General features: G+C 62.1%; 27 protein-coding genes. 22 read left to right on the top strand and 5 right to left on the bottom strand.

Annotation, left to right across the window (positions count from 1 at the left end; all coding sequences use genetic code 11):
• Positions 1-84: 84 nt before the first annotated feature.
• The 8 genes from WNZ15_RS00795 (at position 85) to WNZ15_RS00760 (ending at position 9,049) form a co-directional block, all read left to right on the top strand.
• Entirely contained in the window at positions 85-909 is an 825-nt protein-coding gene (locus WNZ15_RS00795; protein WP_342891025.1) for a phosphogluconate dehydrogenase C-terminal domain-containing protein, read from the top strand.
• A 107-nt stretch (positions 910-1,016) separates the two neighbouring features.
• A complete protein-coding gene (locus WNZ15_RS00790; RefSeq protein WP_342891024.1) occupies positions 1,017-1,955 on the top strand; it encodes a D-ribose ABC transporter substrate-binding protein in 939 nt (312 codons plus the stop codon).
• Between the two features lie 113 nt (positions 1,956-2,068).
• A complete protein-coding gene (locus WNZ15_RS00785; protein ID WP_342891023.1) occupies positions 2,069-2,737 on the top strand; it encodes a DUF2291 domain-containing protein in 669 nt (222 codons plus the stop codon).
• Complete coding sequence (locus WNZ15_RS00780) at positions 2,734-4,296, top strand: sugar ABC transporter ATP-binding protein (protein ID WP_342891022.1); 1,563 nt, start codon at positions 2,734-2,736, stop codon at positions 4,294-4,296. Before WNZ15_RS00785 ends, WNZ15_RS00780 begins: the two co-directional genes overlap by 4 nt.
• Positions 4,293-5,357 (top strand): ABC transporter permease, encoded by a 1,065-nt coding sequence (locus WNZ15_RS00775; RefSeq protein WP_342891021.1) that lies wholly within the window; start codon positions 4,293-4,295, stop codon positions 5,355-5,357. The genes WNZ15_RS00780 and WNZ15_RS00775 overlap by 4 nt, the downstream gene beginning before the upstream one ends.
• A gap of 10 nt (positions 5,358-5,367) precedes the next feature.
• Entirely contained in the window at positions 5,368-6,393 is a 1,026-nt protein-coding gene (locus WNZ15_RS00770) for a Gfo/Idh/MocA family oxidoreductase (RefSeq protein ID WP_342891020.1), read from the top strand.
• Between the two features lies 1 nt (position 6,394).
• Complete coding sequence (locus WNZ15_RS00765) at positions 6,395-8,224, top strand: hypothetical protein (RefSeq protein ID WP_342891019.1); 1,830 nt, start codon at positions 6,395-6,397, stop codon at positions 8,222-8,224.
• A 96-nt stretch (positions 8,225-8,320) separates the two neighbouring features.
• Entirely contained in the window at positions 8,321-9,049 is a 729-nt protein-coding gene (locus tag WNZ15_RS00760) for a transcriptional regulator NanR (protein WP_342891018.1), read from the top strand.
• A 141-nt stretch (positions 9,050-9,190) separates the two neighbouring features.
• Here WNZ15_RS00760 and WNZ15_RS00755 read toward each other — a convergent pair whose 3' ends face one another.
• Positions 9,191-9,781 (bottom strand): DUF6101 family protein, encoded by a 591-nt coding sequence (locus WNZ15_RS00755; protein ID WP_342891017.1) that lies wholly within the window; start codon positions 9,779-9,781, stop codon positions 9,191-9,193.
• Positions 9,782-10,077: 296 nt separating this feature from the next.
• Between WNZ15_RS00755 and WNZ15_RS00750 the strand changes: the two genes are divergently transcribed.
• From WNZ15_RS00750 to lpxK, 6 genes are all read left to right on the top strand, one after another.
• Positions 10,078-11,421, top strand: coding sequence for a TldD/PmbA family protein (locus WNZ15_RS00750; RefSeq protein WP_342891016.1), 1,344 nt, complete (start codon positions 10,078-10,080; stop codon positions 11,419-11,421).
• Complete coding sequence (locus WNZ15_RS00745) at positions 11,408-12,226, top strand: 3'(2'),5'-bisphosphate nucleotidase CysQ (protein ID WP_342891015.1); 819 nt, start codon at positions 11,408-11,410, stop codon at positions 12,224-12,226. The genes WNZ15_RS00750 and WNZ15_RS00745 overlap by 14 nt, the downstream gene beginning before the upstream one ends.
• 105 nt (positions 12,227-12,331) lie before the next feature.
• A complete protein-coding gene (locus WNZ15_RS00740) occupies positions 12,332-12,571 on the top strand; it encodes a DUF4170 domain-containing protein (protein WP_342891014.1) in 240 nt (79 codons plus the stop codon).
• Between the two features lie 36 nt (positions 12,572-12,607).
• On the top strand, positions 12,608-13,306 hold the full coding sequence (locus WNZ15_RS00735) for a lysophospholipid acyltransferase family protein (protein ID WP_342891013.1): 699 nt from the start codon (positions 12,608-12,610) through the stop codon (positions 13,304-13,306).
• Entirely contained in the window at positions 13,299-14,618 is a 1,320-nt protein-coding gene (locus WNZ15_RS00730) for a 3-deoxy-D-manno-octulosonic acid transferase (RefSeq protein ID WP_342891012.1), read from the top strand. The genes WNZ15_RS00735 and WNZ15_RS00730 overlap by 8 nt, the downstream gene beginning before the upstream one ends.
• Positions 14,602-15,636 (top strand): tetraacyldisaccharide 4'-kinase, encoded by a 1,035-nt coding sequence (gene lpxK, locus WNZ15_RS00725; RefSeq protein ID WP_342891011.1) that lies wholly within the window; start codon positions 14,602-14,604, stop codon positions 15,634-15,636. The genes WNZ15_RS00730 and lpxK overlap by 17 nt, the downstream gene beginning before the upstream one ends.
• A gap of 27 nt (positions 15,637-15,663) precedes the next feature.
• Here the strand turns inward: lpxK and WNZ15_RS00720 are convergent, their stop codons facing one another.
• From WNZ15_RS00720 to WNZ15_RS00710, 3 genes are all read right to left on the bottom strand, one after another.
• Complete coding sequence (locus WNZ15_RS00720; RefSeq protein WP_342891010.1) at positions 15,664-15,879, bottom strand: DUF2093 domain-containing protein; 216 nt, start codon at positions 15,877-15,879, stop codon at positions 15,664-15,666.
• Between the two features lie 96 nt (positions 15,880-15,975).
• Complete coding sequence (locus WNZ15_RS00715; RefSeq protein ID WP_342891009.1) at positions 15,976-16,203, bottom strand: hypothetical protein; 228 nt, start codon at positions 16,201-16,203, stop codon at positions 15,976-15,978.
• Positions 16,200-16,403: a hypothetical protein gene (locus WNZ15_RS00710; protein ID WP_342891008.1), complete on the bottom strand. Its 204-nt coding sequence runs from the start codon at positions 16,401-16,403 to the stop codon at positions 16,200-16,202. Before WNZ15_RS00710 ends, WNZ15_RS00715 begins: the two co-directional genes overlap by 4 nt.
• Before the next feature lie 397 nt (positions 16,404-16,800).
• On the opposite strand from WNZ15_RS00710, the gene tldD reads away from it, so the two are divergent.
• Together tldD and WNZ15_RS00700 are read left to right on the top strand one after the other, a co-directional pair.
• Entirely contained in the window at positions 16,801-18,225 is a 1,425-nt protein-coding gene (gene tldD, locus WNZ15_RS00705) for a metalloprotease TldD (protein WP_342891007.1), read from the top strand.
• A gap of 242 nt (positions 18,226-18,467) precedes the next feature.
• Positions 18,468-20,258, top strand: a complete 1,791-nt coding sequence (locus WNZ15_RS00700) for a monovalent cation:proton antiporter-2 (CPA2) family protein (RefSeq protein ID WP_342891006.1) — start codon at positions 18,468-18,470, stop codon at positions 20,256-20,258.
• Positions 20,259-20,325: 67 nt separating this feature from the next.
• Here WNZ15_RS00700 and WNZ15_RS00695 read toward each other — a convergent pair whose 3' ends face one another.
• Positions 20,326-20,799: an invasion associated locus B family protein gene (locus WNZ15_RS00695; RefSeq protein ID WP_342891834.1), complete on the bottom strand. Its 474-nt coding sequence runs from the start codon at positions 20,797-20,799 to the stop codon at positions 20,326-20,328.
• A 626-nt stretch (positions 20,800-21,425) separates the two neighbouring features.
• Between WNZ15_RS00695 and coxB the strand changes: the two genes are divergently transcribed.
• The 6 genes from coxB to WNZ15_RS00665 all read left to right on the top strand — a co-directional run bounded on the left by coxB (position 21,426) and on the right by WNZ15_RS00665 (position 26,809).
• Positions 21,426-22,343 (top strand): cytochrome c oxidase subunit II, encoded by a 918-nt coding sequence (coxB, locus tag WNZ15_RS00690; RefSeq protein ID WP_342891833.1) that lies wholly within the window; start codon positions 21,426-21,428, stop codon positions 22,341-22,343.
• 77 nt (positions 22,344-22,420) lie between these two features.
• A complete protein-coding gene (gene ctaD, locus WNZ15_RS00685) occupies positions 22,421-24,016 on the top strand; it encodes a cytochrome c oxidase subunit I (RefSeq protein ID WP_342891005.1) in 1,596 nt (531 codons plus the stop codon).
• Positions 24,017-24,158: 142 nt separating this feature from the next.
• On the top strand, positions 24,159-25,094 hold the full coding sequence (locus tag WNZ15_RS00680) for a heme o synthase (protein ID WP_342891004.1): 936 nt from the start codon (positions 24,159-24,161) through the stop codon (positions 25,092-25,094).
• 5 nt (positions 25,095-25,099) lie between these two features.
• On the top strand, positions 25,100-25,261 hold the full coding sequence (locus WNZ15_RS00675; protein ID WP_342891003.1) for a hypothetical protein: 162 nt from the start codon (positions 25,100-25,102) through the stop codon (positions 25,259-25,261).
• An 8-nt stretch (positions 25,262-25,269) separates the two neighbouring features.
• Positions 25,270-25,890 (top strand): cytochrome c oxidase assembly protein, encoded by a 621-nt coding sequence (locus WNZ15_RS00670; protein WP_342891002.1) that lies wholly within the window; start codon positions 25,270-25,272, stop codon positions 25,888-25,890.
• 46 nt (positions 25,891-25,936) lie between these two features.
• Entirely contained in the window at positions 25,937-26,809 is an 873-nt protein-coding gene (locus tag WNZ15_RS00665) for a cytochrome c oxidase subunit 3 (RefSeq protein ID WP_342891001.1), read from the top strand.
• The last annotated feature ends 1 nt before the right edge of the window (position 26,810 follow it).

Raw genomic sequence — 26,810 nt, 5'->3', positions numbered from 1 at the left:
CAGATATATGATTAGCAACTTATCATACCAGTTGACAATGTGATTTGTGTGTGAATTTATTCGTTCAACAAATTTGGAGGAAACATGAAAATCGCGCTCATCGGTGCGGGAGGAAAAATGGGAGTGCGTCTCTCCCAGAACCTGAAAGGCTCCCGATTTAACGTTGCCCATGTCGAAGTCAGCGATGCCGGCAAAGAGCGGCTCAAGGCTGAAGTCGGTGTCGATTGTGTTGACACGGACGCCGCTCTTGAGGGCGCGCGCGCCGTTATTCTTGCCGTGCCGGACACGGCGATCAGGGCGGTTGCGGAAAGTATCATCGACAAATTGGCGCCAGGAACGATGCTGATCGCATTGGATGCGGCAGCTCCCTTTGCCGGGCACTTCCCGGATCGCAAGGATGTGACCTATTTCGTCACCCATCCCTGCCATCCGCCGATCTTCAACGACGAAACGCAGATGCCTGCCAAGCACGACTATTTCGGCGGCATCGCTGCCAAGCAGGCAATCGTGAGCGCCCTCATGCAAGGGCCGCAAGAGGATTATGCGGTGGGCGAAGAGATCGCCCGGACGATCTTCCAGCCAATCCTGCGCTCCCATCGGGTCACGGTTGAGCAGATGGCGCTTCTTGAGCCGGGATTGTCGGAGACCGTCTGCGCAACTCTGCTTGTGGTCATGAAAGAGGCCATGGATGAGGTCGTCCGGCAAGGTGTCGACCGGGAAACCGCCCGGGACTTCCTGCTTGGTCACATGAATATTCTTGGTGCGGTTGTCATGGGAGAGGTCGACGGCGTCTTCTCCGACGCCTGCAACAAGGCCATCACCAACGGTAAAAAACGTCTCATGCGGGACGACTGGATCGGCGTGTTCAAGCCGGACGAAATCAAGGAAAGCATCCGGCAGATCACCTGATTGAGCTGCCTGCATTGTGGACCGCAGGCCGTTCGAAGTGGCAACAGGGAACCTGGGAGAGGTCCCGTGTTGCCAGACTGGGAATGAAACATTTTCGGGAGGAAACCATGAATCTTACAAAAAGAACCCTTTTGGCCGGAGCCGCCGTCATGGCGACGCTGCTTGCGCCTGCCTATGCCTCGGCGGCTGATCTGATCGCGATCATCACGCCGTCCCACGACAACCCGTTCTTCAAGGCGGAAGCCGAGGGCGCTCAGAAAAGAGCCGAAGAACTTGGCTACGAAACCCTGGTGCTTGTTCACGACGATGACCCGAACAAGCAGAACCAGCTGTTCGATACGGCAATTGCCCGTGGTGCGAATGCCATTATCCTCGACAATGCGGGGGCCGATGCGACCGTTGCTCCCGTGCGCCGGGCCAAGGAAGCAGGCATCCCCTCTTTCCTCATCGATCGCGAGATCAAGGAAACAGGCATCGCGGTGTCGCAGATCGTCTCCAACAACTACCAGGGAGCGCAGCTTGGCGCGGAAGAGTTTGTCAGGCTGATGGGCGAGGAAGGCAAATATGCCGAGCTGCTCGGCCGCGAGGCAGACACCAACGCCGGCATTCGTTCCGCAGGCTATCATGATGTGATCGACCAGTATCCGGATCTGGAGATGGTCGCTCAGCAGTCGGCGAACTGGAGCCAGACCGAAGCCTACGAAAAGATGGAAACCATCCTTCAGGCGACCCCCGAAATCAAAGGCGTCATTTCGGGCAATGACACCATGGCCATGGGGGCCTGGGCGGCACTCAAGGCTGCCGGACGGACGGACGTGATCGTTGTCGGTTTTGATGGCAGCAACGATGTCCGCGACTCGATCCTGGAAGGCGGCATCAAGGCCACCGTGCTGCAGCCCGCCTACCGCCAGGCCCAGATCGCGGTGGAGCAGGCCGATCAATACCTGCGGACGGGTTCAACCGGTCAGGACGAAAAGCAATTGATGGATTGCGTCCTGATCAACAGCTCGAATGCCGGTGACCTCGAGACCTTCGCGCTGAACTAGGCCCGACATCACACCGTGGTGTACGTTCCGCCGCGGTGTGATCTTTCCCACGAAAAACCTGGAAATCCTGCCGGAGAGAATGCCGGGAGGATTCTGTTCAAGGAGGTTGCACAGTGGATCGCGGCGCAGTTCCTTCCCTGTTTTTGGTCCTTGTGGCTGTCGCCGGCCTGGGCGGATGCAAACTCGAAAAGCATCTGGCCACGAATGACGGTGGCGGTCAGGGGCAACAAGTCGTTTCAAGCAGCCCCGGCGGCGACATGGATGTGCTTGTAGCTGACATCTGGGCCAAACAGGTTCTACCTCACCTTCAGCAAACGGCGACCGACATGGCCGTTCTTGGCGACGCGATTGCAGCGGATCTCGACACGGCCGGCGAAGCACATGGCTATCGTCCGTCCAGCGAGGGAAGTCCCTGGAACTTCGCCGTGCGGGTACAGGGCACAATCCTGGCAGCCAAGACGGATTCACGTGCCGCGACAGCGGATGTGGACGTGACCGCCGATGGCAAGGCAGATGTCATCCTGCAGCTCGGTCCCGTGATCCGCGGAACGGCGCTCCGGGATATCCTTCCGTTCGTCGATTTCTCTTCATTCACGGATCAGATCGAGTTTGCCCAGCTCTCCCGTTCCCTGAACACGCGCGCCTACGAAAGTGCCCTGAAGGATCTGCCCCGCGACGCTCTCGTGGGCAAGACCATTGACGTGATCGGTGCCTTTACCGTGCGCGGCGGCGGTCCGCCGTACCTGATCACACCCGTGTCGACAAAGATGGGTGGTTCATGACAGACGAAATGCACCAGATCGGCTTGTCGGTGCGTGCGGCAAACAAGGTCTATCCGGGCACGCACGCGCTGAAGGATGTGGACTTCGATGTCCGGCTTGGCGCGGTGAATGTGCTCGTCGGTGAAAACGGCGCCGGCAAATCCACCCTGATGAAAGTGATCGCCGGCGTCGAGCAGCTGACTTCGGGTGAAATCCTGCTGCAGGGGGAAAAGGTCACCTTCCCCGACACGCGCACGGCAGCGGCAAACGGGATCGGCATCGTCTTCCAGGAGCTCAACCTCTTCCCCAACATGACGGTTGCCGACAACATCTTCATCGCACGGGAAAAGACCCGCGCCGGGGTCGATATCGCTGCCGGAGACCAGAGAGCGGAAGCCGCGGCGCTCATGCGGCGCCTCGAGCACGACATTTCGCCGGACGCGATGGTGAGCGACCTGCGCATCGGCGAGCAGCAGATCGTCGAGATCGCCAAGGCGCTTGCCCAGGATGCGCGGATCCTGATCATGGACGAACCGACCTCCGCCCTGAGCGCGGCGGAAGTCGAAATCCTCTTCCGGGTCATCGCGGACCTGAAGAAGCGTGGTGTCGGCATCGTCTACATTTCCCACCGCCTGGAGGAGCTGATCCGGATCGGCGACTACATCACGGTGCTGAGGGACGGTGCGCGGACAGGCGCCAGAAGCATGGACGGCGTCGACGTTTCCTGGATCGTGCGGAACATGATCGGCGCGGCGTCAAAGGATTTCGCCAAGACGGTCAAGCACGACTTCGGCGACGAGGTGTTCCGCTGCGAGAACATCAGCCTGATGGGCCGGACAGGAAACCGCGTTGTCGATGACGTCTCGCTGTCCTTGCGCGCTGGCGAAATTGTCGGGATCTACGGTCTCATGGGTGCGGGGCGTTCCGAACTGTTCGAATGCATCATGGCCCAGCATCCGCATTGCACGGGGCATTTCTACGTCGAGGGCCGCCACCTGAATGAACCCGATGTCGCGGGCCGCATCGGGCGCGGGCTGGCGCTCATCCCAGAAGACCGGAAGTCGGAGGGCCTGATCCAGATCCTGCCGATCCGGGAGAACATGTCGCTGTCGAGCCTGGCCAGTTTCGTGAAGGGCATTCATCTCAGCCTCGCCGCGGAGCGGGAGACGGTGACGCGCTTCGTCAAGGATCTCGCAATCAAGATCGCCAGCATGGAGAACCCGGTCAGCTCGCTGTCCGGCGGCAACCAGCAGAAGGTCGTGATCGGCAAGGCGCTGATGACCTCGCCCAAGGTTCTGCTCATGGACGAGCCGAGCCGCGGCATCGACATCGGTGCCAAGGCCGAGGTCTTCCGCACCATGCGGCGGCTGGCGGCGGAGGGACTGGGGATCCTGTTCGTCACCTCGGATCTTGAAGAAGTCATGTCCCTGTCCGACCGGATCATCGTGATGTCGAACGGCAGCATCACGGGCGAGTTCGAGGGCGCCGGCGTCAAGGAAGAACAGATAATCGCGGCCTCCGCGATCGGCCATACGCCTGCCTCCGAGGCAGGTCATGTCATTGGGAGTAGGAACGGATGACATCAGTCACCACAATGCAGCCTTCGGGCACCTCCGGCGGACAGCCGATGATCCTGCTGCTGCTGAAACTCAGGACCTTCATCGCCCTGATCGCGGTGTTTGCCTTCTTCTCGTTTGCAGCCCCGAATTTCCTCAGCACCGCGAATTTCGTCATCATGTCCAAACATGTGGCCCTGAACGCGTTTCTGGCGATCGGCATGACCTTCGTCATCATCACGGGAGGGATCGATCTCTCGGTTGGCTCGATTGTCGGCCTGTGCGGAATGGTGGCCGGCTACCTCATCCTCAACGGTGTCGATCTGGGGATCGGGTATTCGCTCTATTTCAACATATTCGAGATCATTCTCATCACGCTTGCGGTCGGTGTTTTTGTCGGGGCAATCAACGGCGTGCTGATAACGCGCCTCAACGTGGCCCCCTTCATCGCGACGCTCGGAACGCTTTACGTGGCGCGCGGCCTGGCACTGCTTTCTTCCGATGGGGCGACCTTTCCCAACCTCGTCGGGAACGAGGCCTACGGATCGACGGGTCTTCACGTGCTCGGAACGGGAAGTCTTCTTGGCATTCCGGTTTCCATATGGCTGCTGATTGCCGTCGGTCTGACCGCTGCCTATATCGCCGGACGAACGCCGCTGGGACGGCACATCTATGCGGTCGGCGGCAACGAGAAGGCGGCCGCCCTCTCCGGCGTGAAGGTCAATCGCGTCAAGATGTTCGTCTACATGTTCTCGGGTTTCTGCGCGGCCATTGTCGGCCTTGTCATCTCGTCACAGCTGATGGCCTCGCATCCCGCGACGGGCGAGACCTTCGAACTCAACGCGATTGCCGCAGCCGTCCTCGGCGGCACGTCCATGTCGGGTGGACGCGGCCGGATCGGCGGAACCATCGTCGGCGCATTCGTAATTGGCGTGTTGTCCGACGGACTGGTGATGATGGGTGTCAGTTCCTTCTGGCAGACCGTCATCAAGGGCCTGGTGATCATCGCCGCCGTTGTTGTCGACCAGGCGCAGCAAAGGCTGCAGGCCCGGGTGGCACTGCAGCAGCAGGCCGCCGCAGCATGAGGAGAACATCATGAAGAAAGGCGCACTGATCGGCTGCGGTTTTTTCGCTCAGAACCACATGCACGCCTGGGCCGACGTCGAGGGAGCAGCCATCACCGCGCTGTGCGACCGCGACGAGAACCGCCTGAAGGAGACGGCGGGACGCTTTGGCGTCGAGCGGACCTATACCGATGCCGACGAGCTTCTGAAATCGGAAGAGCTCGATTTCGTCGACATTGCCACGACGGTTCTGACCCACAGGCGGCTGGTCGAACGCGCGGCCGGATCGAATGTGCACATCATCTGCCAGAAGCCCTTTGCGGACACGATGGCAGATGCCAGGGCAATGACAGACGCGGCCGCCGACGCCGGCGTGACCCTGATGGTGCACGAGAACTTTCGTTGGCAGTCGGCAATCCACGCTGCCAAGGCCGAACTCGACAAGGGCGCCATCGGAACGCCCTTCTGGGGACGGGTCAGTTTCCGGTCGGCCTATGACGTCTATTCGGGCCAGCCGTATCTGGCGACGGACGAGCGCTTCATCATCCAGGACCTGGGGATCCATATTCTGGACATCGCCCGCTTCCTGTTCGGCGACGCGCGCACGATCTCGGCAAGCACGAAACGTGTCAATCCGGCCATTTGGGCGGAAGACGTCGCGACCATGATGCTGGTTCACAAAAGCGGCGTCACCAGTGTTGTCGACTGCAGCTATGCATCACGGCTCTCCCGGGAGAGCTTTCCCGAAAGCCTTCTCGAGGTGGATGGCAGCGAGGGAACGCTGAGGCTGATGCCCGGATACAGGCTGGTTGTGCACAATGCGTCCGGCACCCGGGAACTGGACGTATCGCCCCCGCTGCTGTCCTGGGCGGAGCGTCCCTGGCACAACATTCAGGAAAGCGTCTACAACATCCAGCGGCATTTCATCGATTGCCTGAATGCGTCCGGGGCACCGGAGACATCGGGACTGGACAACCTGAAAACGCTGGAACTGGTCGAGGCTGCGTATCTTTCCGCTGCCGGGAACAGCCGGACAATCAAGCTGGACACCGCCTGACATGAGCGACGTGAGCCGCATTCGCCTGTATGGAACGGAATCGGCCCCGGAGCCATTCCGGACTTTGCGCGCAGGGCCGCTGGAAGTGCGGCTGGAAAACGGAAATCTGCGGTACATTCGGTTCGAAGGCCATGAAGTTCTGCGCGCCATTTCCTACGTTGTACGCGACAGTGACTGGGGCACGCTTCCTGCGGCCATTTCCGATCTCGCAGTGGTGGAAGACCCCGGCAAATTCGAAGTTTCCTACGTCGCGCATTACCAGAACCAGGGGGCGGGTCTCAGCGTCAGGGCGCAGATAACCGGCACTGAGGCCGGATCATTGAGGTTTGCTTCCTCGGCAGTCGTCGACAAGGCCTTCGAGACGAACCGGTGCGGTTTCACCGTGTTGCATCCGATCAACGGGGTGGCCGGCGAACCCGTCGAGGTCGAGCATTGCGACGGGACCATTGCCAACACCAGGTTTCCCGATCTCATAGACCCCTGGCAACCCTTCAAGTCCATCCGGTCCCTGACCCACGCAGCAGCGCCGCACCTGAAGGCCCGTTGCCGGATGGAGGGCGACGCCTTCGAGATGGAGGACCAGCGCAACTGGTCCGACGCCTCCTACAAGACCTATGTGAGGCCGTTGGCGCTTCCCTGGCCGTATCTCATGGATGCGGGACAAGAGGTCGATCAGTCGGTGACACTCGAAATGATGAGGAGTGAAACCGAAGGGGCATCGATCTTCCCGGCGCGTGATGACACAGCAGCCAGAGTTGTCGAGTTTGTTCGAGGCGAAGCCACAAACAGCCGTCTGCCGCGAATAGGACTGCTGATCAGCCCTGAAGACACCAGGTCCGCCATCGAACACGCCGGTCTGCTGAAAGAGGTCAACCCTGCTGCGCTCCTGTGTCATTTCGATCCGACACAAGCGCACGGACTGAAGGCACTTGAAGATTTCCGGTCCTTGCAGGACCTTTTCCCGGCGTCTTACGATCTGGAATATGTGGTCGCCTGTGATGGCGACCTCGAGGCGGAATTTGACAACCTGGCCAGCATGGTAAAACGAAGCGGGCTTGCCTTGAACTCAATCGCGGTGTGTCCTTCGGTCGACCGTCAGTCGACACCGCCGGGCAGTGAATGGCCCGCGTGTCCTCCATTGTCGATAATCTATGCTGCTGCGAGACAAGCTTTTCCCGAGACCAGGCTCGGCGGCGGCATGTTCAGCTATTTCACCGAGTTGAACCGCAAACGGCCGCCAATGTCATGGCTGGATTTCGTGACCCATTCAACCAATCCGATTGTTCACGCGGCCGATGACGACAGTGTCATCGAAACACTTGAAGCCGTGCCGCATATCACGCGCTCGGCCCGGGCGCTCATTGGCAAGGACAAGGAATACAGGCTCGGACCGTCAACCATCGGCATGCGCCAAAATCCCTACGGATCCCGGACATTTGCAAATCCGGGCAACAAGCGTCTTTGCATGACCCATGACGATCCGCGCCAACGCGGCCTTTTCGCCGCTGCCTGGACCATGGGCTATGCGTCCGCGATTGCCCGGGCTGACATTCGTCAATGGGTTCCAGCAAGTTTCACCGGCCCCAGAGGGATTGTTGACGAAGCCAGCGGATCTCTCTGGCCCGTTGGAGAGGTCGTCGCGACCCTCGCGGCACTGGGCGAAGCGAACGTTATCAATTGTGACTGTGTCGGAGCGGATAAGATAGCTTCGCTGTGTGTGGAGAAGGACGGTGAGGTCTTCCAGATTGCCGCTAATCTGACAGACCGGAACCTGGAAATTGTCTGTGGCGATCGGCGGATGCTTGGTCCATTCGAAGTTCTCCGGCTATAAGTCCACTGAAGGCGGATGAATCTGCGGTCGGCTGTGAAATCGTGCGTGCCGCGATCCGCAGACAGCCCTGCGGTGAAAGGATCAGATTGGCGGGTCATGGAAAACTGGAACGGCTCGGGAGCCGGTGATGACAAGATTGTCCGGCGAAAACTCTCCGATCAGGTTTTCGATCGATTGCGTGAAATGATTGTGCGGGGCGAGCTTGCCCCCGGCGATCCCATGCCGTCCGAGCGTGAATTGATGCTGCGCTTCGGCGTCGGCAGGCCCGCCGTTCGCGAAGCCATGCAGACGATGCACACTCAGGGGCTCATTTCGATTTCCCAGGGCGAGCGGTCCCGGGTGAGCGAGCTGTCGGCGGATCTGGCGTTTCGGCAGATGGACATGGTGGCGCGCATGCTGCTGTCTGCCTCTTCTGACAATCTTGAACACCTCAAGGAGGCGCGCAGACTGTTCGAAGGCGGCATGGTCAGGATCGCGACCGAGAAGGCCTCGCCGCAAGACATTTCAGAACTCAAGCAGCTTGTCGTCGATCAAAAGGACCTGCTCGGCAATCCGTCCGATTTCATCAAGGCCGATATCGCCTTTCACAGCAAGATCGCGTCGATATCGGGCAACCCGATTTTTGCGGCGGTCAGTGACGCCATGCTCACCTGGCTGTTCAATTATCACACGGACCTGCTGATCTGGTCGGGACGTGAGAACGTCACGCTTGCCGAGCATTCCAAGATCGTCGAGTGTATCGAAAGCGGTGTTGCTGAAAATGCCGAAAGCGCCATGCGTTCACACCTGAACAGATCGCAGGATCTTTACCGGCATCATCTTTGAATGTTCCACCGGAAGCTGAGGCGATTGACAAGCCGGCAGACAGCAGGTGACGCCGGCAAGCGCTGGTAAACGCCGGTCTTCCCTGCAGCGCGCCGCGGAGCGGCGCCATTTTTGCAGTCCTGGAATGTGGTCAGCGCACCGTCACGACCGCGCGATGATCTCGCGTTCGTTGCTGTGGACAGCCGCAGCCACCGCCGGGCGGCCGGGGACGCGCCGGTTGAGAAAGCGCGGACGGCGGCCCGTGAGCAGGCGCAGTTGCCGGCGCGGTGCGGGGCGGGCGGCCGGAAGGGCGCTGTAGGCCTCGATCGGCTTGATCTTGCCGCCGAGATCGCACACCAGCATCGGCAGGTTGAAAACCTGCGCCCAGCGGCTCCACAGCACGGCCAGATCGTCGGAATGCTCCGTTTCGGCCAGTGTGATCGACAGGGCGCTGTCGGGGTGTTTCAGGATCAGCGTCGCAAGGATGTCGCCCGGGGCCGCACCGGGAACGATCCGGACCATGACCCCGTCGAAACCCTGAACCGGGACGACGACCTTGACGGGCACGCCGGCAACCCGGCGATTGATGACTGCCCTGTCGCGGTCAAGGAAGATCTCTGCTGGAAGTGAGGGCGTTCCGGGCCGGGATTCGAGCCGCTGCTCGAAGCGGACCGGTAGGCCGCCGGGATCGGGCAATGTTGTAATGCCCGTCCCGGTTGCCGTCGTTTCCTGTATTTCTGTTTGACGTCTCAAATGACTCTCCACAGGGCCTTATGGCCTCTTGATGTGATTGAAGCTACGGGAGAAAAGTCGTGATCAGCTTAAGAGACAGGGTTAAAAAACTGTGATTTCAAAGACGGTTACCGGAGTATGAGCAGAGCGGTAACCGCTTGTTCAGTCCTGTGACGACCGGAGGGGAATACAACCGGAAGCTTAGAAACGGTCGATGCGAGACACATTCCGCTTCGGCCTTTCCGACAGCAGATGTTGCAGCCGCGAGGTGAGCGGCGTAAACAACAGCCGGACCATTGGACGGATGAGCGTTGAACATGTCGGAACTGATAGATCAGAGCGAATTGCAATCCCGCGCGGCGCGCCTTGTGGCGGCGGCCCGCACGGCCGGGGCCGATGCCTGCGACGCGATCGCCGTCACCGGCGTCTCGCTCTCGGTCGATGTCCGCGAAGGCAAGGTCGAGGAGACCGAACGCGCCGAGGGCGATGACGTGACGTTGCGGGTTTTTGTCGGCAAGCGCACGGCGGCCGTGTCGGCCAACCGTCTCGACGATCCCGCGAGCCTCGCCGAACGCGCCGTTGCCATGGCGAAGGTCGCGCCCGAGGATCCCTATGCGGGACTTGCCGATCCGGACTTGCTGGTCAGGGACCAGCCTGTGCTGGAGCTTCTGGACAGCACGGAAATGACCGCAGACAAGCTGGCGGAGATCGCGCTGGAGGCGGAAGCCGCCGGGCTGGCCGTCGAGGGCGTCAGCAAGTCGGGCGGGGCGGGAGCGTCCTGGCGTCTGGCAGGCGTCGTGCTGGCAACAAGCCACGGTTTCGAGGGATCCTACCTGTCCTCCCGCTACGGCATGTCGATGACCGCCGTTTCCGGCGAGGGCACGGCGATGGAGCGGGACTACGATTTCGACAGCCGGACCTTCTTTGAGGATCTGGAAGCGCCTGCGGAAATCGGCCGCCGGGCCGGGGAACGGGCGGTCCGCCGCCTCAATCCGCAGAAACTGTCGACCCGAACCGCCAACGTGATTTACGAATCCCGGGCAGCCCGCAGCATTCTCGGACACCTCGCCGGGGCCATCAACGGTGCCTCCATCGCCCGCAAGACCAGCTTTCTGCGGGACCGCATGAACGAGGCCGTGTTCGCACCCGGGATCAGGGTTGTCGACGACCCCTTCAAGAACCGTGGCGCGGCGACCCGTCCGTTCGACGGCGAGGGCACGCGGGCGGAGGTGCTCGACGTGATCGAGGACGGCGTTCTGCGGCACTGGTTTCTGGACGGCGCCTGCGCGCGCGAACTGGGCCTGACACCCAATGGCCGCGCCCATCGCGCCGGCAGCGGCACCTCGCCGGGTGCAACCAACATCACGCTGATGCCGGGCGACAAGTCGCTCGAGGAACTCATGGCCGAAGCGGGCGACGGTTTGCTCGTGACAGATCTTATCGGCCACGGCGTCAACGGTCTTACCGGCGATTATTCCAGGGGCGCATCCGGTTTCTGGTTCGAGAACGGACAGATCGTCGAGCCTGTCAGCGAGATCACCATTGCCGGCAATCTGACGGACATGTTCGCGCGGCTGGTGCCGGGCAGCGATCTGGACAACCGCTATTCGGCGGCGACCCCTTCCGTGATGATCGAGGGAATGGCGCTTGCGGGCAGCTGACACGGGCATGGATGAAACCGGCTTCGAAGCGGATCTTCGGCTTGTTGAAACGGCGGCACGGCAGGCCGGCGCGCTTGCGCTGACTTTCTTCGGCAAGGACCCGGAAGCCTGGTTCAAGGGCAAGGGCAATGTCGCTCCCGTGTCCGAAGCCGATCTTGCGGTCGACAAGCTTCTGACGGAGCAATTGCGTACCGCGCGGCCCGGCTATGGCTGGCTCTCGGAGGAAACCGCCGACGACCGGTCGCGGCTTGATCATGAGCGCGTTTTCATTGTCGATCCGATCGACGGGACCCGGGCGTTTCTGGCAGGCGGTGACGAATGGACGATTTCCATCGCGGTCGTCGAACACGGACGCCCGGTCGTCGGGGCCGTGTTCTGTCCGGTCCGGGAGGAAATGTTTCTGGCGCGAAAGGGCGGCGGCGCCTGGCTGAACGGCAGCCGGATCAGCGTGTCGGACCAGAGCGGCATCGAGGGTGCCACCTTGACCGGGCCGCATTCGATCGTCGCCAATGAAGACGTTTTATCCGCCGGTCTGGTGGCCACGCAGATCCTGAGGTCGCTGGCTTACCGGCTGGCCATCGTGGCGGCGGGCCGTGTGGACGTGGGCGCCGCGCGCGGCGGGCCGAGCGACTGGGATCTTGCGGCGGCCGATCTTTTGGTGCAGGAAGCAGGCGGAAAACTGATCGATCTGACGGGCCGGAACCTGATCTACAATCGTGCCAGGACCGGACATCCGGCCCTGATCGCGGTTCCGGAGGTTCTGGCCGGGCCGATGTGCGATGCGCTTCGGCCCCTGATCGGCTGATGCCGCCGGTACTCCGCACCCCGGAAAATAGCGGCACGTTGCTTCAACGGTGCGGGTTCGATCGTCTGCCGAGCCTGACCGGCACAGATGTAAAGCGAGGATATCATGAGTGAAACCGACAGCCAGAAACAGCTTCTGCACCTGGTGTTCGGCGGCGAGCTGGAATCGCCCGAAGGACTGACCTTCCGCGATCTGGACGAACTCGACATCGTCGGCATCTATCCGAACTACGCCGAAGCTGAAAAGGCCTGGAGAGCCAAGGCCCAGTCAACCGTCGACAACGCGCATATGCGTTATTTCATCGTGCACATGCATCGTCTGCTGGATCCGGAAACGGCTTCCTGAGCAGGCCACTGCCATAGATTTCGGGCGAAAACAAAAATGATCAAACGCCTCGGCCGCCAGCCCTGGGTCCTCTCGGGAGTGGGGTCCCTGCTTGCGGGGTACCTGAAGCTTGTCTATCGCACCAACCGCTTCGTGGTGGCGCCGGAAGGCGTGCACGCGCGTATGGAAGCGGACCTTCCGGTGATCGTGGCCATGTGGCACGGCCAGCATTTCATGGTGCCTTTCGCCAAGCCCTCCCACTGGCTGGCCAAGGTCATGATCTCGCGTTCCGCCGATGGTGAGATCAATGCCATCGCGGCGAGCAAGTTCGGCCTCGGACTGATCCGCGCGTCCGGAGGCAAGAATGCGCGGCAGATCAAGAAACGCGGCGGCATGCGGGGTTTCATCGAGGCGCTTCGCGCCCTCAAGGACGGTTACAGCATCGCGATGACCGCGGACGTGCCCAAAGGTCCCTCGAGGAAGTCCGGTGTCGGTATTGTCCAGCTTGCCAAGCATTCCGGGCGGCCCATCCTTCCTGTCGCGGTGGCGACCAGCCGGTCGATCGAGTTGAACAGCTGGGACAGGGCAAGCGTCAATCTGCCGTTCGGTCGCGGCGGGATCGCCGTGGGGGAGTTGATTTGGGTGCCGGCCGAAACGGAAGAGGACGCTCTTGAGGCCTACCGTCTCCAGGTGGAGGAGGGGCTGAACGCTGCCACCAGGCACGCCTATGAACTGGTCGGAAGGGCGGATGGCTGACCGGCGGCCCATTCTCATAAGCGCCTACAGGGGCCTCGCCAGGGTCCTGACGCCTCTGTTCAATCTGCTGTTCCTGCTGCGCAGCCGCTCCGGCAAGGAGAACCCGGCCAGAAAGGGCGAACGGTTCGGTTATTCGGCCACGCCGCGCCCCGAGGGCCGGCTCGTCTGGATTCATGCCGCCAGCGTCGGTGAAACCACGTCCGTCCTGCCTCTGATCGAGCGCCTGGCGGCCGCGGACCTGAATGTGCTCCTGACCACGGTCACCGTGACGGCGGCCGACCTGGCCGGGCAGCGCCTGCCGGACGGGGTGCGGCATCAGTTCGTTCCCTATGACGCACCAGGGCCCGTGAACCGGTTTCTGTCCCACTGGTCACCCGATTTGGCCATGGTCGTGGAATCGGAGGTCTGGCCTTGCATGTTCGACGAGCTGCGCCGCTTCAAAACGCCGTTCGTGCTGCTGAACGGGCGTCTCTCGGACAGGTCGCAACGCGCCTGGGCGAGACTGCCGGATGTTGCGCGTCATGTGTTCCGGTCTCTCGATCTGGTGCTGGCGCAAAGCGACGCCGACGCCGGGCGCTTCCGCCGCCTCGGCTGCGACCGGGTCGAAACGCCCGGAAATCTCAAGTTCGATGCGGACGACCCCTCGGCGGACCCGGCGGAGATCGCCCGGTTGAGCACATCGGCCGGCGGGCGGCCGGTCTGGCTCGCGGCGCTGACCCATCCGGGCGAAGACGAAATCGCTGTGGCTGCGCATGTGTTGTTGCGACGTGAGTTCCCCGATCTTCTTATGATCCTTGTGCCGCGCCATCCGTCGCGGGCGGACGCCATTGCCGATCTGCTGCGCGGGCACGGGCTCGAAGTGTCGCGGCGCAGCCTGTCGGGAACCATTGTCCGCTCGACCGATGTCTTCCTTGGGGATACGCTCGGCGAGATGGGACTTTATTACAGACTGGCCCCGGTCACCTTTCTGGGCGGATCCTTCACGGATGCCGGGGGACACAATCCGGTAGAAGCGGCTCTTGCCGGCTCCGCGCTCGTGACGGGGCCGCGTGTTGCCAACGCGCGCGCGGTCTACAAGGAGTTCTGGAACGCCGATGCCGGCGCGCGGGCGGAAACGGGGGCGGAGCTGGCGGACACGGTTGCCGCCCTGCTGCGCGATCCGGATCTTGCCGCCCGTCAGGCGGAGCGTGCCAGGGCGCTGGTCGCGGCCGGTCGCGGAGCGCTGGACAAGACCCTGATGCTGCTCAAGCCCTTTCTTGCCGAACCGGCCGGAGACCCGGCCCGGGAGGCGGCGCATGAAGACGGCACCTGATTTCTGGTGGAAGCCCGGCTTTTCGCTCGCCGCGACGTTGCTGGCGCCGGTGGCACGGCTCTACGGGCTGGTCGCGGCCCGGCGCATGTTGAAACGGCCGAAGTACCACAGCCGTCTTCCCGTGATCTGCATCGGTAATTTTGTCGTGGGCGGCACGGGCAAGACCCCCTTTGCGATCGAACTCGCCTGCCGGCTTCAGGAAGAGGGCTACCGGCCTGGATTTCTGCTGCGCGGCTATGGCGGTTCGGCAAACGGTCCCTTGCTGGTGGATGCCGGCCTTCACGATGCGGCCGAGGTCGGCGACGAAGCCCTGTTGCTTGCCCGCTACGGGCCGACGGTCGTTGCCGCGGACCGGCCTTCAGGGGCCCGGCTCGCCGAACAGCAGCCGGTCGACCTGCTCCTGATGGACGACGGGTTTCAGAACCCGGCGCTGGCCAAGGATCTCAGCCTTGTCCTGGTGGACTGCAACACGGGTTTCGGCAACGGCAGATGTTTTCCGGCGGGGCCGTTGCGCGCCCCGGCAGACAGACAGATCGTCAGGGCGGACTGCCTTGTGCTGGTCGGAGACGGTTCGGCGGCGGAAGAAGCTGTGCATCTTGCCGGACGCAAGGGACTGCCGATCGTGCATGCCCATCTGCGGCCGCAGCCCAATGACGACCTGGCGGGCTGCCGCCTGTTCGCCTTCGCTGGGATTGGCCGGCCGCAGAAGTTTTTCGCGTCACTGAAGGCGCTCGGATACGAGGTCCGCAAGACCCGTGCCTTCCCGGACCATCACGTCTATTCGCAGGCCGATATCAAGGCCCTTCTGACGGAAGCGGAAGAGGCGGGGCTGGGGCTCGTGACCACGGCCAAGGACATGGTGCGCCTGGAAACCTCACACGGTGAACTGTTTCACTGGATCGCCTCCAGCACGGCGGTTCTGGACGTGCGCATGGACATTGACGACGAGGACCGTCTTGTCGCCCTGATCAGGGAGAAACTGCGCCAGCACATTCTGTCCGGAGCGCACGTCGACTGAGGCACACCGGCGGCACATCGGCTGACGCTATTTGCTTTCCAGATAGCGTTTCATGGACGCATTGGCGTCAACATAGGCCTCCTGGCGGTCGACCGACCAATATTTCAGTTCGTCGAGCGGGATCGCCACGCCGGTCACCGCGCAGCGCACGAAGGTACCCGGCGTTTCCACCTGGTAGTCGCCATCCAGATAGCGGACGCGCGCTTCGCTTGGCACCTGCGGGTTTTCGTATCGGTTCATCATCGCCGTACCTGGCGCCCTTGTCTGTTTTTCTATGCCGCCCTTTTACGGCAGTTCACCACGGTCGGGCAAGCCCCTGCAAGGCCACAGCCGGGACAATCAGAACATCGGCAAGGATCTGCCATCACGCCTGATCTGGTAGCGGCACCGCGACATGACGACTGTCTGCGGTGCAAGCAATCTGCGGGCGCGGATCGTTTCGCCATCGCGGTCCTGTCGGCAGGCTTCCATAGTGTCCCATGTTTGCGACACGCCGGAAATATCCTCGCAGATGAGCAGGTCCGGCTGGCACGCGACCAGATGCATTGCGACCAGGACCGCGTTCACCGGGGCTGCGCCTTGGGAGCCGCACGCCTTGGCTGCCGGGCGGCAAAGTCCGGCCGGATCACGTTTTCGCCGGTCTGTTCGGACGGTTTCGGCGGGCCGGACACCTGACCGGTCCTGCCCAGGGCCTGCAGCAACAACGGATGCAGGCCGTCGCCGCGAAGCGCCGCGATTTCATGAAAGGCAGAAACATCCTGTCCCACGCGAGACTCTGGTGGCTTTGACATCAGCAAAAGGTCTTTCTGGCCGGGGCAATGCCGCGGCGCGTTGTGTCATGGAAATGAGGGGCGGCGGCGACCTGCCCGGATCAATGGATGCCCGATGGTTTCGATCGGACTTTCCGGAGTTGACCGGGTTGGAAATGCGGGTGCGGTGCAGTCGGGTGAACGCAAAAAGGGCACAAGCGGTCTGGCTTTCAAAGGCCAGTCAGGATGACTGTCCTTAAATATGAGTATTAAACTCAGGTTTAAAATACGGCAAGTGGATTTCTGAGGTTTTGGGATGAAATGTCTGCCAAAACTCCTATGTTGGTGATAAATCGGCGAAAAAGCTCTTCAGACCGGGGCGGACCGCGTTGCCGGGAAAACTCAGGACAGTCACATGACCCTTTCCACCACCGATCTCATCGAAACCTCCGGCCTCGGGTTGGAGACCGCCAAGCGGATCACCGAGGAGGCTCTTTCCGGATCGGACGATGGCGAACTCTTTGTCGAGTACCGTCAGACGGAGGGGCTGGTCTTCGACAACGGCCGGCTGAAGGGAGCCAATTACGATACCGCCCAGGGCTTCGGTCTGAGGGCGGTCGCCGGCGAAGCCGCCGGTTATGCGCATGCCGGTGACATCTCGGAAGGCGCATTGCAACGCGCTGCCGATGCGGTCAGCTCCGTCAAGAAAGGCTATTCCGGCAGCTATGCCGCCGCGCCGGCCCGCACCAATCAGTCGCTCTATTCCGACGCCAATCCGCTGGGTGGACCGAGTTTCGAGGACAAGGTGAAGCTGCTTCAGGAGATCGATGCCTTTGCGCGCGGCCGCGATCCGCGGGTGCGTCAGGTGTCCGCGTCTCTGGCGGGATCGTGGCAGGTCGTGGAAATACTGCGTGCGGACGGTCATCTGGTCCGTGATGTCCGCCCGATGGTACGCCTGAGCATTTCGGTCGTTGCGGGATCCGGGGACCGGCAGGAAAGCGGCTCGTTCGGCTGTGGTGGACGGGAAGGCTTTGACCGCTTCATCACCCCCGAGAACTGGCAGGGCGGTGTCGACGAGGCATTGCGCCAGGCTCTGGTCAATCTGGATTCGGTGCCGGCGCCCGCGGGAACCTTCGACGTGGTGCTCGGACCGGGCTGGCCGGGCATTCTTCTGCATGAAGCGGTCGGCCATGGTCTTGAAGGCGACTTCAACCGCAAGAAGACCTCTGCGTTTGCCGGCCTGATGGGCCAGCGCGTGGCAGCACCGGGGGTCACGATCGTCGATGACGGCACCATCCCGGACCGGCGCGGGTCCCTGAGCGTCGACGACGAGGGCACGCCCGCCAGCCGCACGGTGCTGATCGAGGACGGTATCCTGAAGGGCTACATGCAGGACCGCCAGAACGCCCGTCTGATGGGCATGGAGCCGACCGGCAACGGACGGCGCCAGTCCTATGCCCATATCCCCATGCCGCGCATGACCAACACGGTGATGATGTCCGGTGACAAGGAGCCGGAAGAAATCCTGCGCTCCGTCAAGGACGGCATCTACGCGGTTTCCTTCGGGGGCGGGCAGGTCGACATCACCTCGGGCAAGTTCGTGTTTTCCTGTACGGAAGCGTATCGGGTCGAGAACGGCAAGGTCGGCGCGCCGCTGAAGGGCGCCATGCTGATCGGCAACGGGCCGGACGCGCTCACCCGGGTCTCCATGATCGGCAACGACATGAAGCTGGATCCGGGCATGGGCACCTGCGGCAAGCAGGGCCAGGGTGTTCCGGTCGGGGTCGGCCAGCCGTCGATGCGTATCAATGAACTCACGGTCGGCGGCACGGCGGTCTGAGACGCGCGGTCTCGCGGGCGGCTTAGTCCCTGCCGGCCTTGACCGGCGCTTTTTTGGGCAAAACCGTCCCTGTTGGGGAACAGGCGAGCCCATCGATTGAAAACGGCGTCTTTCGCTCGTGGCGTGCTGGCATTCGGGCGGGGTTCGGGCGTAGTCTCGAAAGGACCGGAATCAGTGTTCCGACGGCCCTTTGAGGGAATTCCGGTCGATACGCCAATGAGGGAGCCGGACAGGGAGAGAGAATGGCCGTAGAAGGGGCGCCCCCGTTCTTTGCCGAGTCTATCGTGTTTCTGGCCGCGACAGTCGTGGCCGTGCCGATCGCCAAGCGTCTTGGTCTTGGCTCCGTGGTCGGCTATCTCGCGGCGGGAGCTGCCATAGGTCCCTACGGCATGCAGTTGCTCGGGTCCGGTGAAGATGTGCTTCACGTGGCCGAACTCGGCGTGGTCCTGCTTCTGTTCGTGATCGGACTGGAGCTTGATCCGAAAAAGCTCTGGCGCATGAAACGCGACATTTTCGGGCTCGGGACCGCCCAGGTGGTTCTGACCGGCCTGACTTTTTTCGGTATCGGCCGGCTCGCCGGGTATTCCTTTTCGACATCGCTCGTTGCCGGCTTCGGGCTTGCCCTGTCCTCCACGGCCTTCGCCTTGCAGATCCTCCAGGAACGCGGGCAACTGTCCTCCGCTTACGGCCAGCGTGCGTTCGGCATCCTGCTGTTGCAGGACATTGCCATTGTGCCGCTGCTGGCGATGGTGGCGATCCTCGCCCCGGGGGAGGGGCCATCAACCTTCGCCCAGATCGCAAGCGAGATCCTGATCGTCCTGGGCGCGGTCGCGGCGGTTATCCTGACGGGCCGGTATCTGATTTCCCCGGTGTTCTTGCTGCTGGCGGCAAGCCGGGCGCGCGAGGTCATGCTGACGGCGGCGCTTCTGGTCGCCCTGGGCAGCGCCGGGATCATGCATGCGGTCGGCCTGTCGATGGCGCTGGGCGCTTTCCTTGCCGGGGTCCTGCTGGCCGAATCCAGTTTCCGGCACACGCTCGAAGCCGATATCGAACCCTTCAGGTCCCTGCTGATGGGGCTTTTCTTCGTCGCCGTGGGCATGTCGCTCAACATCGCCCTCGTGATGGAGCACTGGATGGGCGTGGCGGCCGGCGTCTCCATCGTGATGGTGGTCAAGGGGTCTTATCTCTGGGTGTTGTCACGCAGCACCGGGTCGCCGAACTCCGACGCCCTGCGTATCGCCGTGACCCTGCCCCAGGGCGGCGAATTCGCCTTTGTGCTGTTCACCGCGGCCATCGGCAACAGCCTGCTGGACTATCAGACAGCGAACCTGCTCAACGCCATCGTCATCCTTTCGATGCTGCTCACGCCCGTGGCCTGCCTGGGGCTCGACAAGCTCGCGGCCAGGGTGAAGGCCAGGGGCGTCGAAAATCCGTCGATCGAGACATTCGAGGAAGCGACACCGACCGTGCTGGTCGTCGGTTTCGGGCGCTTCGGCATGGTGGTCGCCCAGATTCTGACCTCCGAGGGGCTGGAGATCACGGCCATCGACAACCGTCCAGACCGCATCCAGTACGCGCGCAAACAGGGCTACAAGGTCTTTTATGGCGACGCCACGCGCGCGGATGTGCTTGCTGCGGCCGGCGCGGACAAGGCGGCACTGGTGGCCATGTGCATCGAAAACGACAAGGTCATGGCCAAGGCCATCGATCTGGTCCGGGAGGGGTTTCCCGACACGCTCATCTTCTGCCGTGCCACCGACCGCGCCCATGCACTCGACCTGACCAAGCGCGGCGTCGATTTTCAGATCAGGGAAACCTTCGAGTCGAGCGTCGTCTTCGGACGGGCGGCCCTGGAGGCGCTCGGAACGCCGCTCGATCGGATCGACCAGATCGAGGAAGACGTTCGCTATCGTGACGAGGAACGCCTTGCCGTGCAACTGACCGAGGGCATGTATGCCGGAGCGGACAGGCTGCACAAGGTGACGCCGCGCAGACCGCAGCCCAAGGAAGAGCACGACGCACCGGCGGAATGACGGGTCGTCGGGACACAAAAAAGGCGCCGCAACGGGCGCCTTTTACTTGTGAGGGGTATTTCCCGCGTCAGGGCAGGGAATCAAATCCCGCCGAAAATCCGTTCAGGGAAATCGGAATGCCGATGCCCTCTTCCGGTGTCTGGAAAATGATGAAGGTCGCCTGGCCGCCGGATCTCAGCTTGGACAGGAGTTCGTCTTCCAGAATGACCTCGGCGATACAGCCGTTCGGCAGGCAGCGCACGAAACCCGCGCGGCCGATATCGGCATTGTCGACCCTCAGGCCCAGTCCGGACGGCAGCAGCACGCCGAGGGGCGCCAGGACGCGCAGGATCCGTGCCTGCCTGTCGGCGGTCTTGAGGACGATCACCGACAGGCCGACATTCTCGCGGTCGGCGGCAGTGACGTTCTGAATGAGCGCGCATTGTTCGCTGGTCGCTCCCGGAGGTGTGTCGCAGCGCATCTGCCAGTCACCATGGGCCGAACGCACCTCGCCCTGCGACGACGCGGGCAGGGTCCCCTGGGCAAGCGCTCCGAGAACGATACCGGCAAGTGCGGCGACTTTACCCAGGGACGCACCGGGCCGTTCGCTCAGGCGGGCACAAATGGACTGCAGCAATTGGGTTGACAAGAAATCCTCCAGTCAAGCGTTGTCCGGTCCGCCGGCGGCCGGTGCGGGTCGAAAGCGGGCCGGCTCAGCGAATCAAGATGGTATTCCGGGCAGACAGTGCCGCATCACGGCGCGTGATTCCAGTCCGGCCCGGGCAAGATCGCGACGATTAGCTGCAATTCTTGTCGAAAATCCGTATGTCTTGACCAATGTCATATGGCGATGATCTCAGGGGCACCGGGAAAAGTTGCAAATTCCGTTGCAGCCTGACGTTTCTTGTGGTTTTTGTGCGGCACGAAGGTGTCGGTGGATTGATGCGGCACATCGCCGCTCTGCCCAATGGTAGCCATCGCCCTTTATATGAGTTTGTGGTTATAGTTCGGCAATCTCATGATCCAGTCCACGGCCAGGATGCGGCAGATAAGGCTTGCACGGCAACGCCAAGCCCGGTACTGCCGCACCGGATTGGACAGGATCTGAGTCCGGAATTGACATATGTGCCGCGAATGACGCGGCTGAGGGAAGGGAGCGCGGACGTGAAGGCATTCTTCAAGCGTCTCATGACAATGGCTGGTATGGCTGCTGCTGGTGTGGCCGCGACCGTCGCGGGAGCGTCCACGGCCGCTCAGGCCGCCGAATCCGGAATGTCGGAATGGCAGCTCGGTTATCAGGTCTCCGTGACGGACGTGATGGACGACATCACGTGGTTCAACGGTTTTACCTTGGTGATCATCACAGTCATCACACTGTTCGTGCTGGCGCTGCTCATCTATTGCATTTTCCGCTTCAACGCCAAGGCGAACCCGGTTCCTTCCAGAACCTCTCACAACACCATGATCGAGGTCGTCTGGACCGTCGCGCCGATCCTGATCCTCCTCGTGATCTGCATTCCTTCCTTCCGGCTTCTGTTCAAGCAGCTCGATATTCCGGAATACGACATGACCATCAAGGCCACCGGATACCAGTGGTACTGGGGGTATGAGTACATGGACGAGGGCATGGGCGAACTGTATTTCGACAGCCTGATGGTTGCCGAGGACGAGCGGCAGGAAGTCGCCGAAGCGCGTGGCGTGACCCTGAATGAAGTTCCGCGCCTGCTCGCCGTCGACTACGATCTCGTCATTCCCGTCGATACCACGGTGCGCCTGCAGGTGACCTCCGAGGACGTGATCCACGCCTTCGCGATGCCGTCTTTCGGCGTCAAGATCGACGCGATCCCCGGCCGTCTGAACCAGACCTGGTTCCATGCCCGCGCGGAAGGCGTCTACTACGGTCAGTGTTCCGAGCTTTGCGGCAAGGACCATGCCTTCATGCCGATCGCCGTCCGGGTTGTCTCGAAAGAGCAGTTCCAGAGCTGGGTGACCGCCGCGCAGGACGATCTGGATACCGCGAACGAGCAGCTCTATGCATCGCTCGCGACCGACAAGAAAGTCGCCGCGACCGGCAGGCTCGAACAAATCTCCGTCGCCGCGAAGTAACGCGGCGGGGAGCCTAATTGGCGATGCGCGCGACAACACGCAGCGCCGCTGGGATTGTATGAAAGAGGGAGCCCAAAATGGCTGCGACCGAAGCACATGCGGCACATGCCCACCCCTACGGGTGGCGCAGGTGGGTCTATTCGACCAACCATAAAGACATCGGAATCATGTATCTGATCTTCGCGATTATCGCAGGGATCATCGGCGGCGCACTCAGCGTCGGCATGCGGATGGAACTTCAGGAGCCGGGGATGCAGATCTTCGGTGATCCGCACCTGTTCAACGTGTTCACGACCGCACATGGTCTGATCATGATCTTCTTCATGGTCATGCCGGCGATGATCGGTGGTTACGCCAACTTCTTCGTGCCGATCATGATCGGTGCGCCGGACATGGCGTTCCCGCGCATGAACAACATCTCCTTCTGGCTGCTGCCGCCGGCCTTCCTGCTGCTGCTGCTGTCGCTCTTCGTTGAAGGTCCTCCGGGCGGTAACGGCGTCGGTGGCGGCTGGACGATCTATCCGCCGCTGTCCACGTCCGGTCAGCCGGGTCCGGCGATGGATCTGGCGATCCTGTCCCTGCACATTGCGGGTGCCTCCTCAATCCTCGGTGCCATCAACTTCATCACGACCATCTTCAACATGCGCGCGCCGGGCATGACCCTGCACAAGATGCCGCTGTTTGCATGGTCCGTGCTGATTACCGCGTTCCTGCTGCTGCTGTCCCTGCCGGTTCTGGCAGGCGCCATCACCATGCTGCTGACGGACCGCAACTTCGGCACGACATTCTTCAATCCGGCCGGCGGTGGCGATCCGATCCTGTTCCAGCACCTGTTCTGGTTCTTCGGTCACCCGGAAGTGTACATCCTGATTCTCCCGGGCTTCGGCATCATCAGCCACATCATCTCGACCTTCTCGCGCAAGCCGATCTTCGGTTACCTCGGCATGGCCTACGCGATGGTGGCCATCGGCGTCGTCGGTTTCATCGTGTGGGCCCACCACATGTATACCGTCGGCATGTCCTCCGAGACCCAGGCCTACTTCGTGGCGGCCACAATGGTGATCGCGGTTCCGACGGGCGTGAAGATCTTCTCCTGGATCGCCACCATGTGGGGCGGCTCCATCGAGTTCAAGACACCCATGGTCTGGGCCGTCGGCTTCATCTTCCTGTTCACCGTCGGCGGTGTCACGGGCGTGCAGCTGGCCAACGCGGGTCTCGACCGGTCCTACCACGACACCTACTACGTGGTGGCGCACTTCCACTACGTGCTGTCGCTGGGCGCCGTGTTCGCGATCTTCGCGGCCTGGTACTACTGGTTCCCGAAGATGTTCGGCTACATGTACAACGAGACGATCGGCAAGGCCCATTTCTGGATCACCTTTGTCGGCGTGAACCTCGTGTTCTTCCCGCAGCACTTCCTGGGTCTGAACGGCATGCCGCGCCGCTATGCCGACTACCCGGATGCGCTGGCCGGCTGGAACTTCGTGTCGTCGATCGGGTCCTACATTTCCGCCTTCGCGGTTCTGGTGTTCCTGTTCGGTATCGTCGAGGCCTTCTCCAAGAAGCGTGCCGTCGGCAACAACCCCTGGGGCGAAGGAGCGACGACCCTGGAGTGGACCCTGTCCTCTCCGCCGCCGTTCCACCAGTTCGAGACGCTGCCGCGCATCAAGTGATGGCGGCGGGAGGCCCTGCCTCCGCATGACACTCAGCACCGCGCCGGTTCCGGCGCGGTGCCGTCTTTAAAAGATCCGCCGGATTGCGCCCCTTGCGCGTGACCATCCGGACCGGCGGAAACGGAATTCGAAGGACGCGCCCATGTCGCTCGCAGAGCGCCAGGATACGATAAGTCAGGACAGCGCCGTCTGGGACGGCGGAATGGGGTCTGTGGGCGACTATGTTGCGCTCCTCAAGCCCCGTGTCATGTCGCTGGTGATCTTTACCGCCTTTGTCGGTCTGATGCTGGCGCCCGGCTCGGTGCATCCGGTGCTCGGCGCGGTCGCGATCCTGTGCATCGCCATCGGGGCGGGTGCGTCCGGCGCGCTCAACATGTGGTACGATGCCGACATCGACGAAATCATGTCGCGCACCCGCAAGCGGCCGATTCCGGCCGGCAAGATCACCCCTGACGAGGCGCTGGCGTTCGGCGTCACGCTGTCCATCGGTTCCGTGGTCACCCTGGGTCTGCTGGTCAACTGGTTCGCCGGCGCCTTCCTGGCCTTCACGATCTTCTTCTACGTGTTCGTCTACACAATGTGGCTGAAGCGCTCGACGCCGCAGAACATCGTCATCGGCGGCGCAGCCGGCGCGTTCCCGCCCATGATCGGCTGGGCCTCGGTGACCGGCAGTGTCAGCCTGGAAAGCTTCGTGCTGTTCCTGATCATCTTCATGTGGACACCGCCGCATTTCTGGGCCCTGGCGCTGGTCAAGAACAGCGACTACACCGCCGCGAAAGTGCCGATGCTGCCGGTGGTGGCCGGCGAAACCAGCACGCGGCATCATATTCTGGCCTATTCCGTGCTGCTCGCGCCGGTCGGCGCAGCGCCTTACTTGCTCGGCTTCGCCAGCCCCGTCTACGGTGCCGCCTCCGCTCTGCTGGGGCTGGCCTTCGTCGCCCTCGCAGCCGACATCTGGCGCAAGCGCGAGGGCGACCCGGCCAAGGCTGCCTGCTGGCGCCTGTTCAAGTTTTCCATCTTCTATCTGTTCACGCTGTTCGCCCTGCTGCTCGGCGAAAGCCTGGTATTGGGAGCGTGACGGGAATGGCTGAAGAGGACAAGGGCATCGCCCTGACCGACGAGCAGAAGAAGAAGCGCCGGTCCCGGTCCATCGCGATCGGCATTGCGCTGGCAGCACTCGTCGTCCTGTTCTATGTGGTCACCATCATCAAGCTGGGACCGGGAATCATGGATCGGGCCCTGTGAGGAATGACATGGTGACAGAACCGGACACCGGCCCGGATGCGGGCAAGGCTCTTGCCCGCCGCAACCGCAAGTTCGCGGGCGCGTGCGTCGGCCTGTTCGTCACGATGGTGGGCGCATCCTATGCGGCTGTTCCCTTGTACAACCTGTTTTGCAGCGTGACCGGCTTCGGTGGCACCACGCAGGTCGCGGAAGAGGCCAGCGAATTGGTCATCGACCGGAAGATCACCGTGCGGTTCGACGGCAACGTCAATCATGCGCTGCCCTGGAAATTCAGGCCGGAACACCGGTCGGTGACCCTGAAGATGGGGGAAACCGCTCAACTGGCCTATCTGGCGACCAACACCGGCGGCAACGCGACGGTCGGGACGTCGACTTTCAACGTGTCGCCGCCGACCGCGGGTATCTATTTCAACAAGCTGGATTGCTTCTGCTTTACCGAGCAGGTGCTTGAAAGCGGTGAAACGGTCGAAATGCCGGTCGTCTTCTTCGTCGACCCGGAAATGGACAAGGATCCCGAGCTGAAATCGGTCAAGGAAATCACTTTGTCCTACACTTTCTTCCCGGTAGAACAACCGGAACGTCCTGTTGCAGCAACGGCCGGAACGGCCGGAACTGAAACGAACTTGTAAGCGCTTGGCGCGGCAACGCGCCGGAATCACTTTGGGGAGCTTGCCGATGGCTGAGGCACATACCAACAACCACGATTACCACCTTGTGGACCCGAGCCCGTGGCCGTTCATCGCATCGGTCGGCGCGTTCATCATGGCACTCGGCGCGATCGGGTTCATGAAATCCGCCCAGGGCAAGGAATTCCTGATCGGCGGCATCGATCTCACCGGCTGGGGCCTGTTCGCGGTCGGCCTGCTGATCATTCTGTACGTCATGTTCGGCTGGTGGCGCGATACTGTCCGCGAAGCTCATGCCGGTCATCACACCCGGGTCGTGTCCCTGCACCTGCGCTACGGCATGCTGTTGTTCATCGCTTCCGAAGTGATGTTCTTCGTTGCCTGGTTCTGGGCCTATTTCGACGCGTCCCTGTTCGCGGGCGAAGCGATCCAGTTTGCCCGCGTCGAGGCAACCGGAGGCCACTGGCCGCCGGCTGGCATCGAGACCTTCGATCCCTGGCACCTGCCTCTGCTCAACACGCTGATCCTGCTGTGCTCCGGCACCACCGTCACCTGGGCGCACCATGCGATGCTGCATGACGACCGGGAAGGTCTCAAGTGGGGTCTGACCCTGACGGTTCTGCTGGGTGTGCTGTTCACCATCTGCCAGATCTACGAATACACCCATGCGGCGTTTTCCTTTGGTGGCAACATCTACGGCGCGACCTTCTTCATGGCGACCGGGTTCCACGGCTTCCATGTCTTCGTCGGTACCGTGTTCCTGCTTGTCTGCCTGATCCGGGCCCTGATGGGACAGTTCACGTCTGAGCGTCACTTCGGGTTCGAAGCGGCCGCCTGGTACTGGCACTTCGTTGACGTCGTCTGGCTGTTCCTGTTCGTCGCCATCTATATCTGGGGCGCTGGTACACCGGCCGCTCACTAGG

The organism is Roseibium sp. AS2, from assembly GCF_038900065.1.
Taxonomy (GTDB): Bacteria; Pseudomonadota; Alphaproteobacteria; order Rhizobiales; family Stappiaceae; genus Roseibium.
This window is presented reverse-complemented; position numbering and strand designations above follow the sequence as displayed.

Bases quoted from the DNA above. Each gene is read 5' to 3' on its own strand.
- WNZ15_RS00795 (WP_342891025.1), top strand. From the start codon at position 85: ATGAAAATCGCGCTCATCGGTGCGGGAGGAAAAATGGGAGTGCGTCTC.
- WNZ15_RS00790 (WP_342891024.1), top strand. From the start codon at position 1,017: ATGAATCTTACAAAAAGAACCCTTTTGGCCGGAGCCGCCGTCATGGCG.
- WNZ15_RS00780 (WP_342891022.1), top strand. From the start codon at position 2,734: ATGACAGACGAAATGCACCAGATCGGCTTGTCGGTGCGTGCGGCAAAC.
- WNZ15_RS00775 (WP_342891021.1), top strand. From the start codon at position 4,293: ATGACATCAGTCACCACAATGCAGCCTTCGGGCACCTCCGGCGGACAG.
- WNZ15_RS00770 (WP_342891020.1), top strand. From the start codon at position 5,368: ATGAAGAAAGGCGCACTGATCGGCTGCGGTTTTTTCGCTCAGAACCAC.
- WNZ15_RS00765 (WP_342891019.1), top strand. From the start codon at position 6,395: ATGAGCGACGTGAGCCGCATTCGCCTGTATGGAACGGAATCGGCCCCG.
- WNZ15_RS00760 (WP_342891018.1), top strand. From the start codon at position 8,321: ATGGAAAACTGGAACGGCTCGGGAGCCGGTGATGACAAGATTGTCCGG.
- WNZ15_RS00750 (WP_342891016.1), top strand. From the start codon at position 10,078: ATGTCGGAACTGATAGATCAGAGCGAATTGCAATCCCGCGCGGCGCGC.
- WNZ15_RS00740 (WP_342891014.1), top strand. From the start codon at position 12,332: ATGAGTGAAACCGACAGCCAGAAACAGCTTCTGCACCTGGTGTTCGGC.
- WNZ15_RS00735 (WP_342891013.1), top strand. From the start codon at position 12,608: ATGATCAAACGCCTCGGCCGCCAGCCCTGGGTCCTCTCGGGAGTGGGG.
- WNZ15_RS00730 (WP_342891012.1), top strand. From the start codon at position 13,299: ATGGCTGACCGGCGGCCCATTCTCATAAGCGCCTACAGGGGCCTCGCC.
- lpxK (WP_342891011.1), top strand. From the start codon at position 14,602: ATGAAGACGGCACCTGATTTCTGGTGGAAGCCCGGCTTTTCGCTCGCC.
- WNZ15_RS00720 (WP_342891010.1), bottom strand. From the start codon at position 15,879: ATGATGAACCGATACGAAAACCCGCAGGTGCCAAGCGAAGCGCGCGTC.
- tldD (WP_342891007.1), top strand. From the start codon at position 16,801: ATGACCCTTTCCACCACCGATCTCATCGAAACCTCCGGCCTCGGGTTG.
- WNZ15_RS00700 (WP_342891006.1), top strand. From the start codon at position 18,468: ATGGCCGTAGAAGGGGCGCCCCCGTTCTTTGCCGAGTCTATCGTGTTT.
- coxB (WP_342891833.1), top strand. From the start codon at position 21,426: ATGACAATGGCTGGTATGGCTGCTGCTGGTGTGGCCGCGACCGTCGCG.
- ctaD (WP_342891005.1), top strand. From the start codon at position 22,421: ATGGCTGCGACCGAAGCACATGCGGCACATGCCCACCCCTACGGGTGG.
- WNZ15_RS00680 (WP_342891004.1), top strand. From the start codon at position 24,159: ATGTCGCTCGCAGAGCGCCAGGATACGATAAGTCAGGACAGCGCCGTC.
- WNZ15_RS00675 (WP_342891003.1), top strand. From the start codon at position 25,100: ATGGCTGAAGAGGACAAGGGCATCGCCCTGACCGACGAGCAGAAGAAG.
- WNZ15_RS00670 (WP_342891002.1), top strand. From the start codon at position 25,270: ATGGTGACAGAACCGGACACCGGCCCGGATGCGGGCAAGGCTCTTGCC.
- WNZ15_RS00665 (WP_342891001.1), top strand. From the start codon at position 25,937: ATGGCTGAGGCACATACCAACAACCACGATTACCACCTTGTGGACCCG.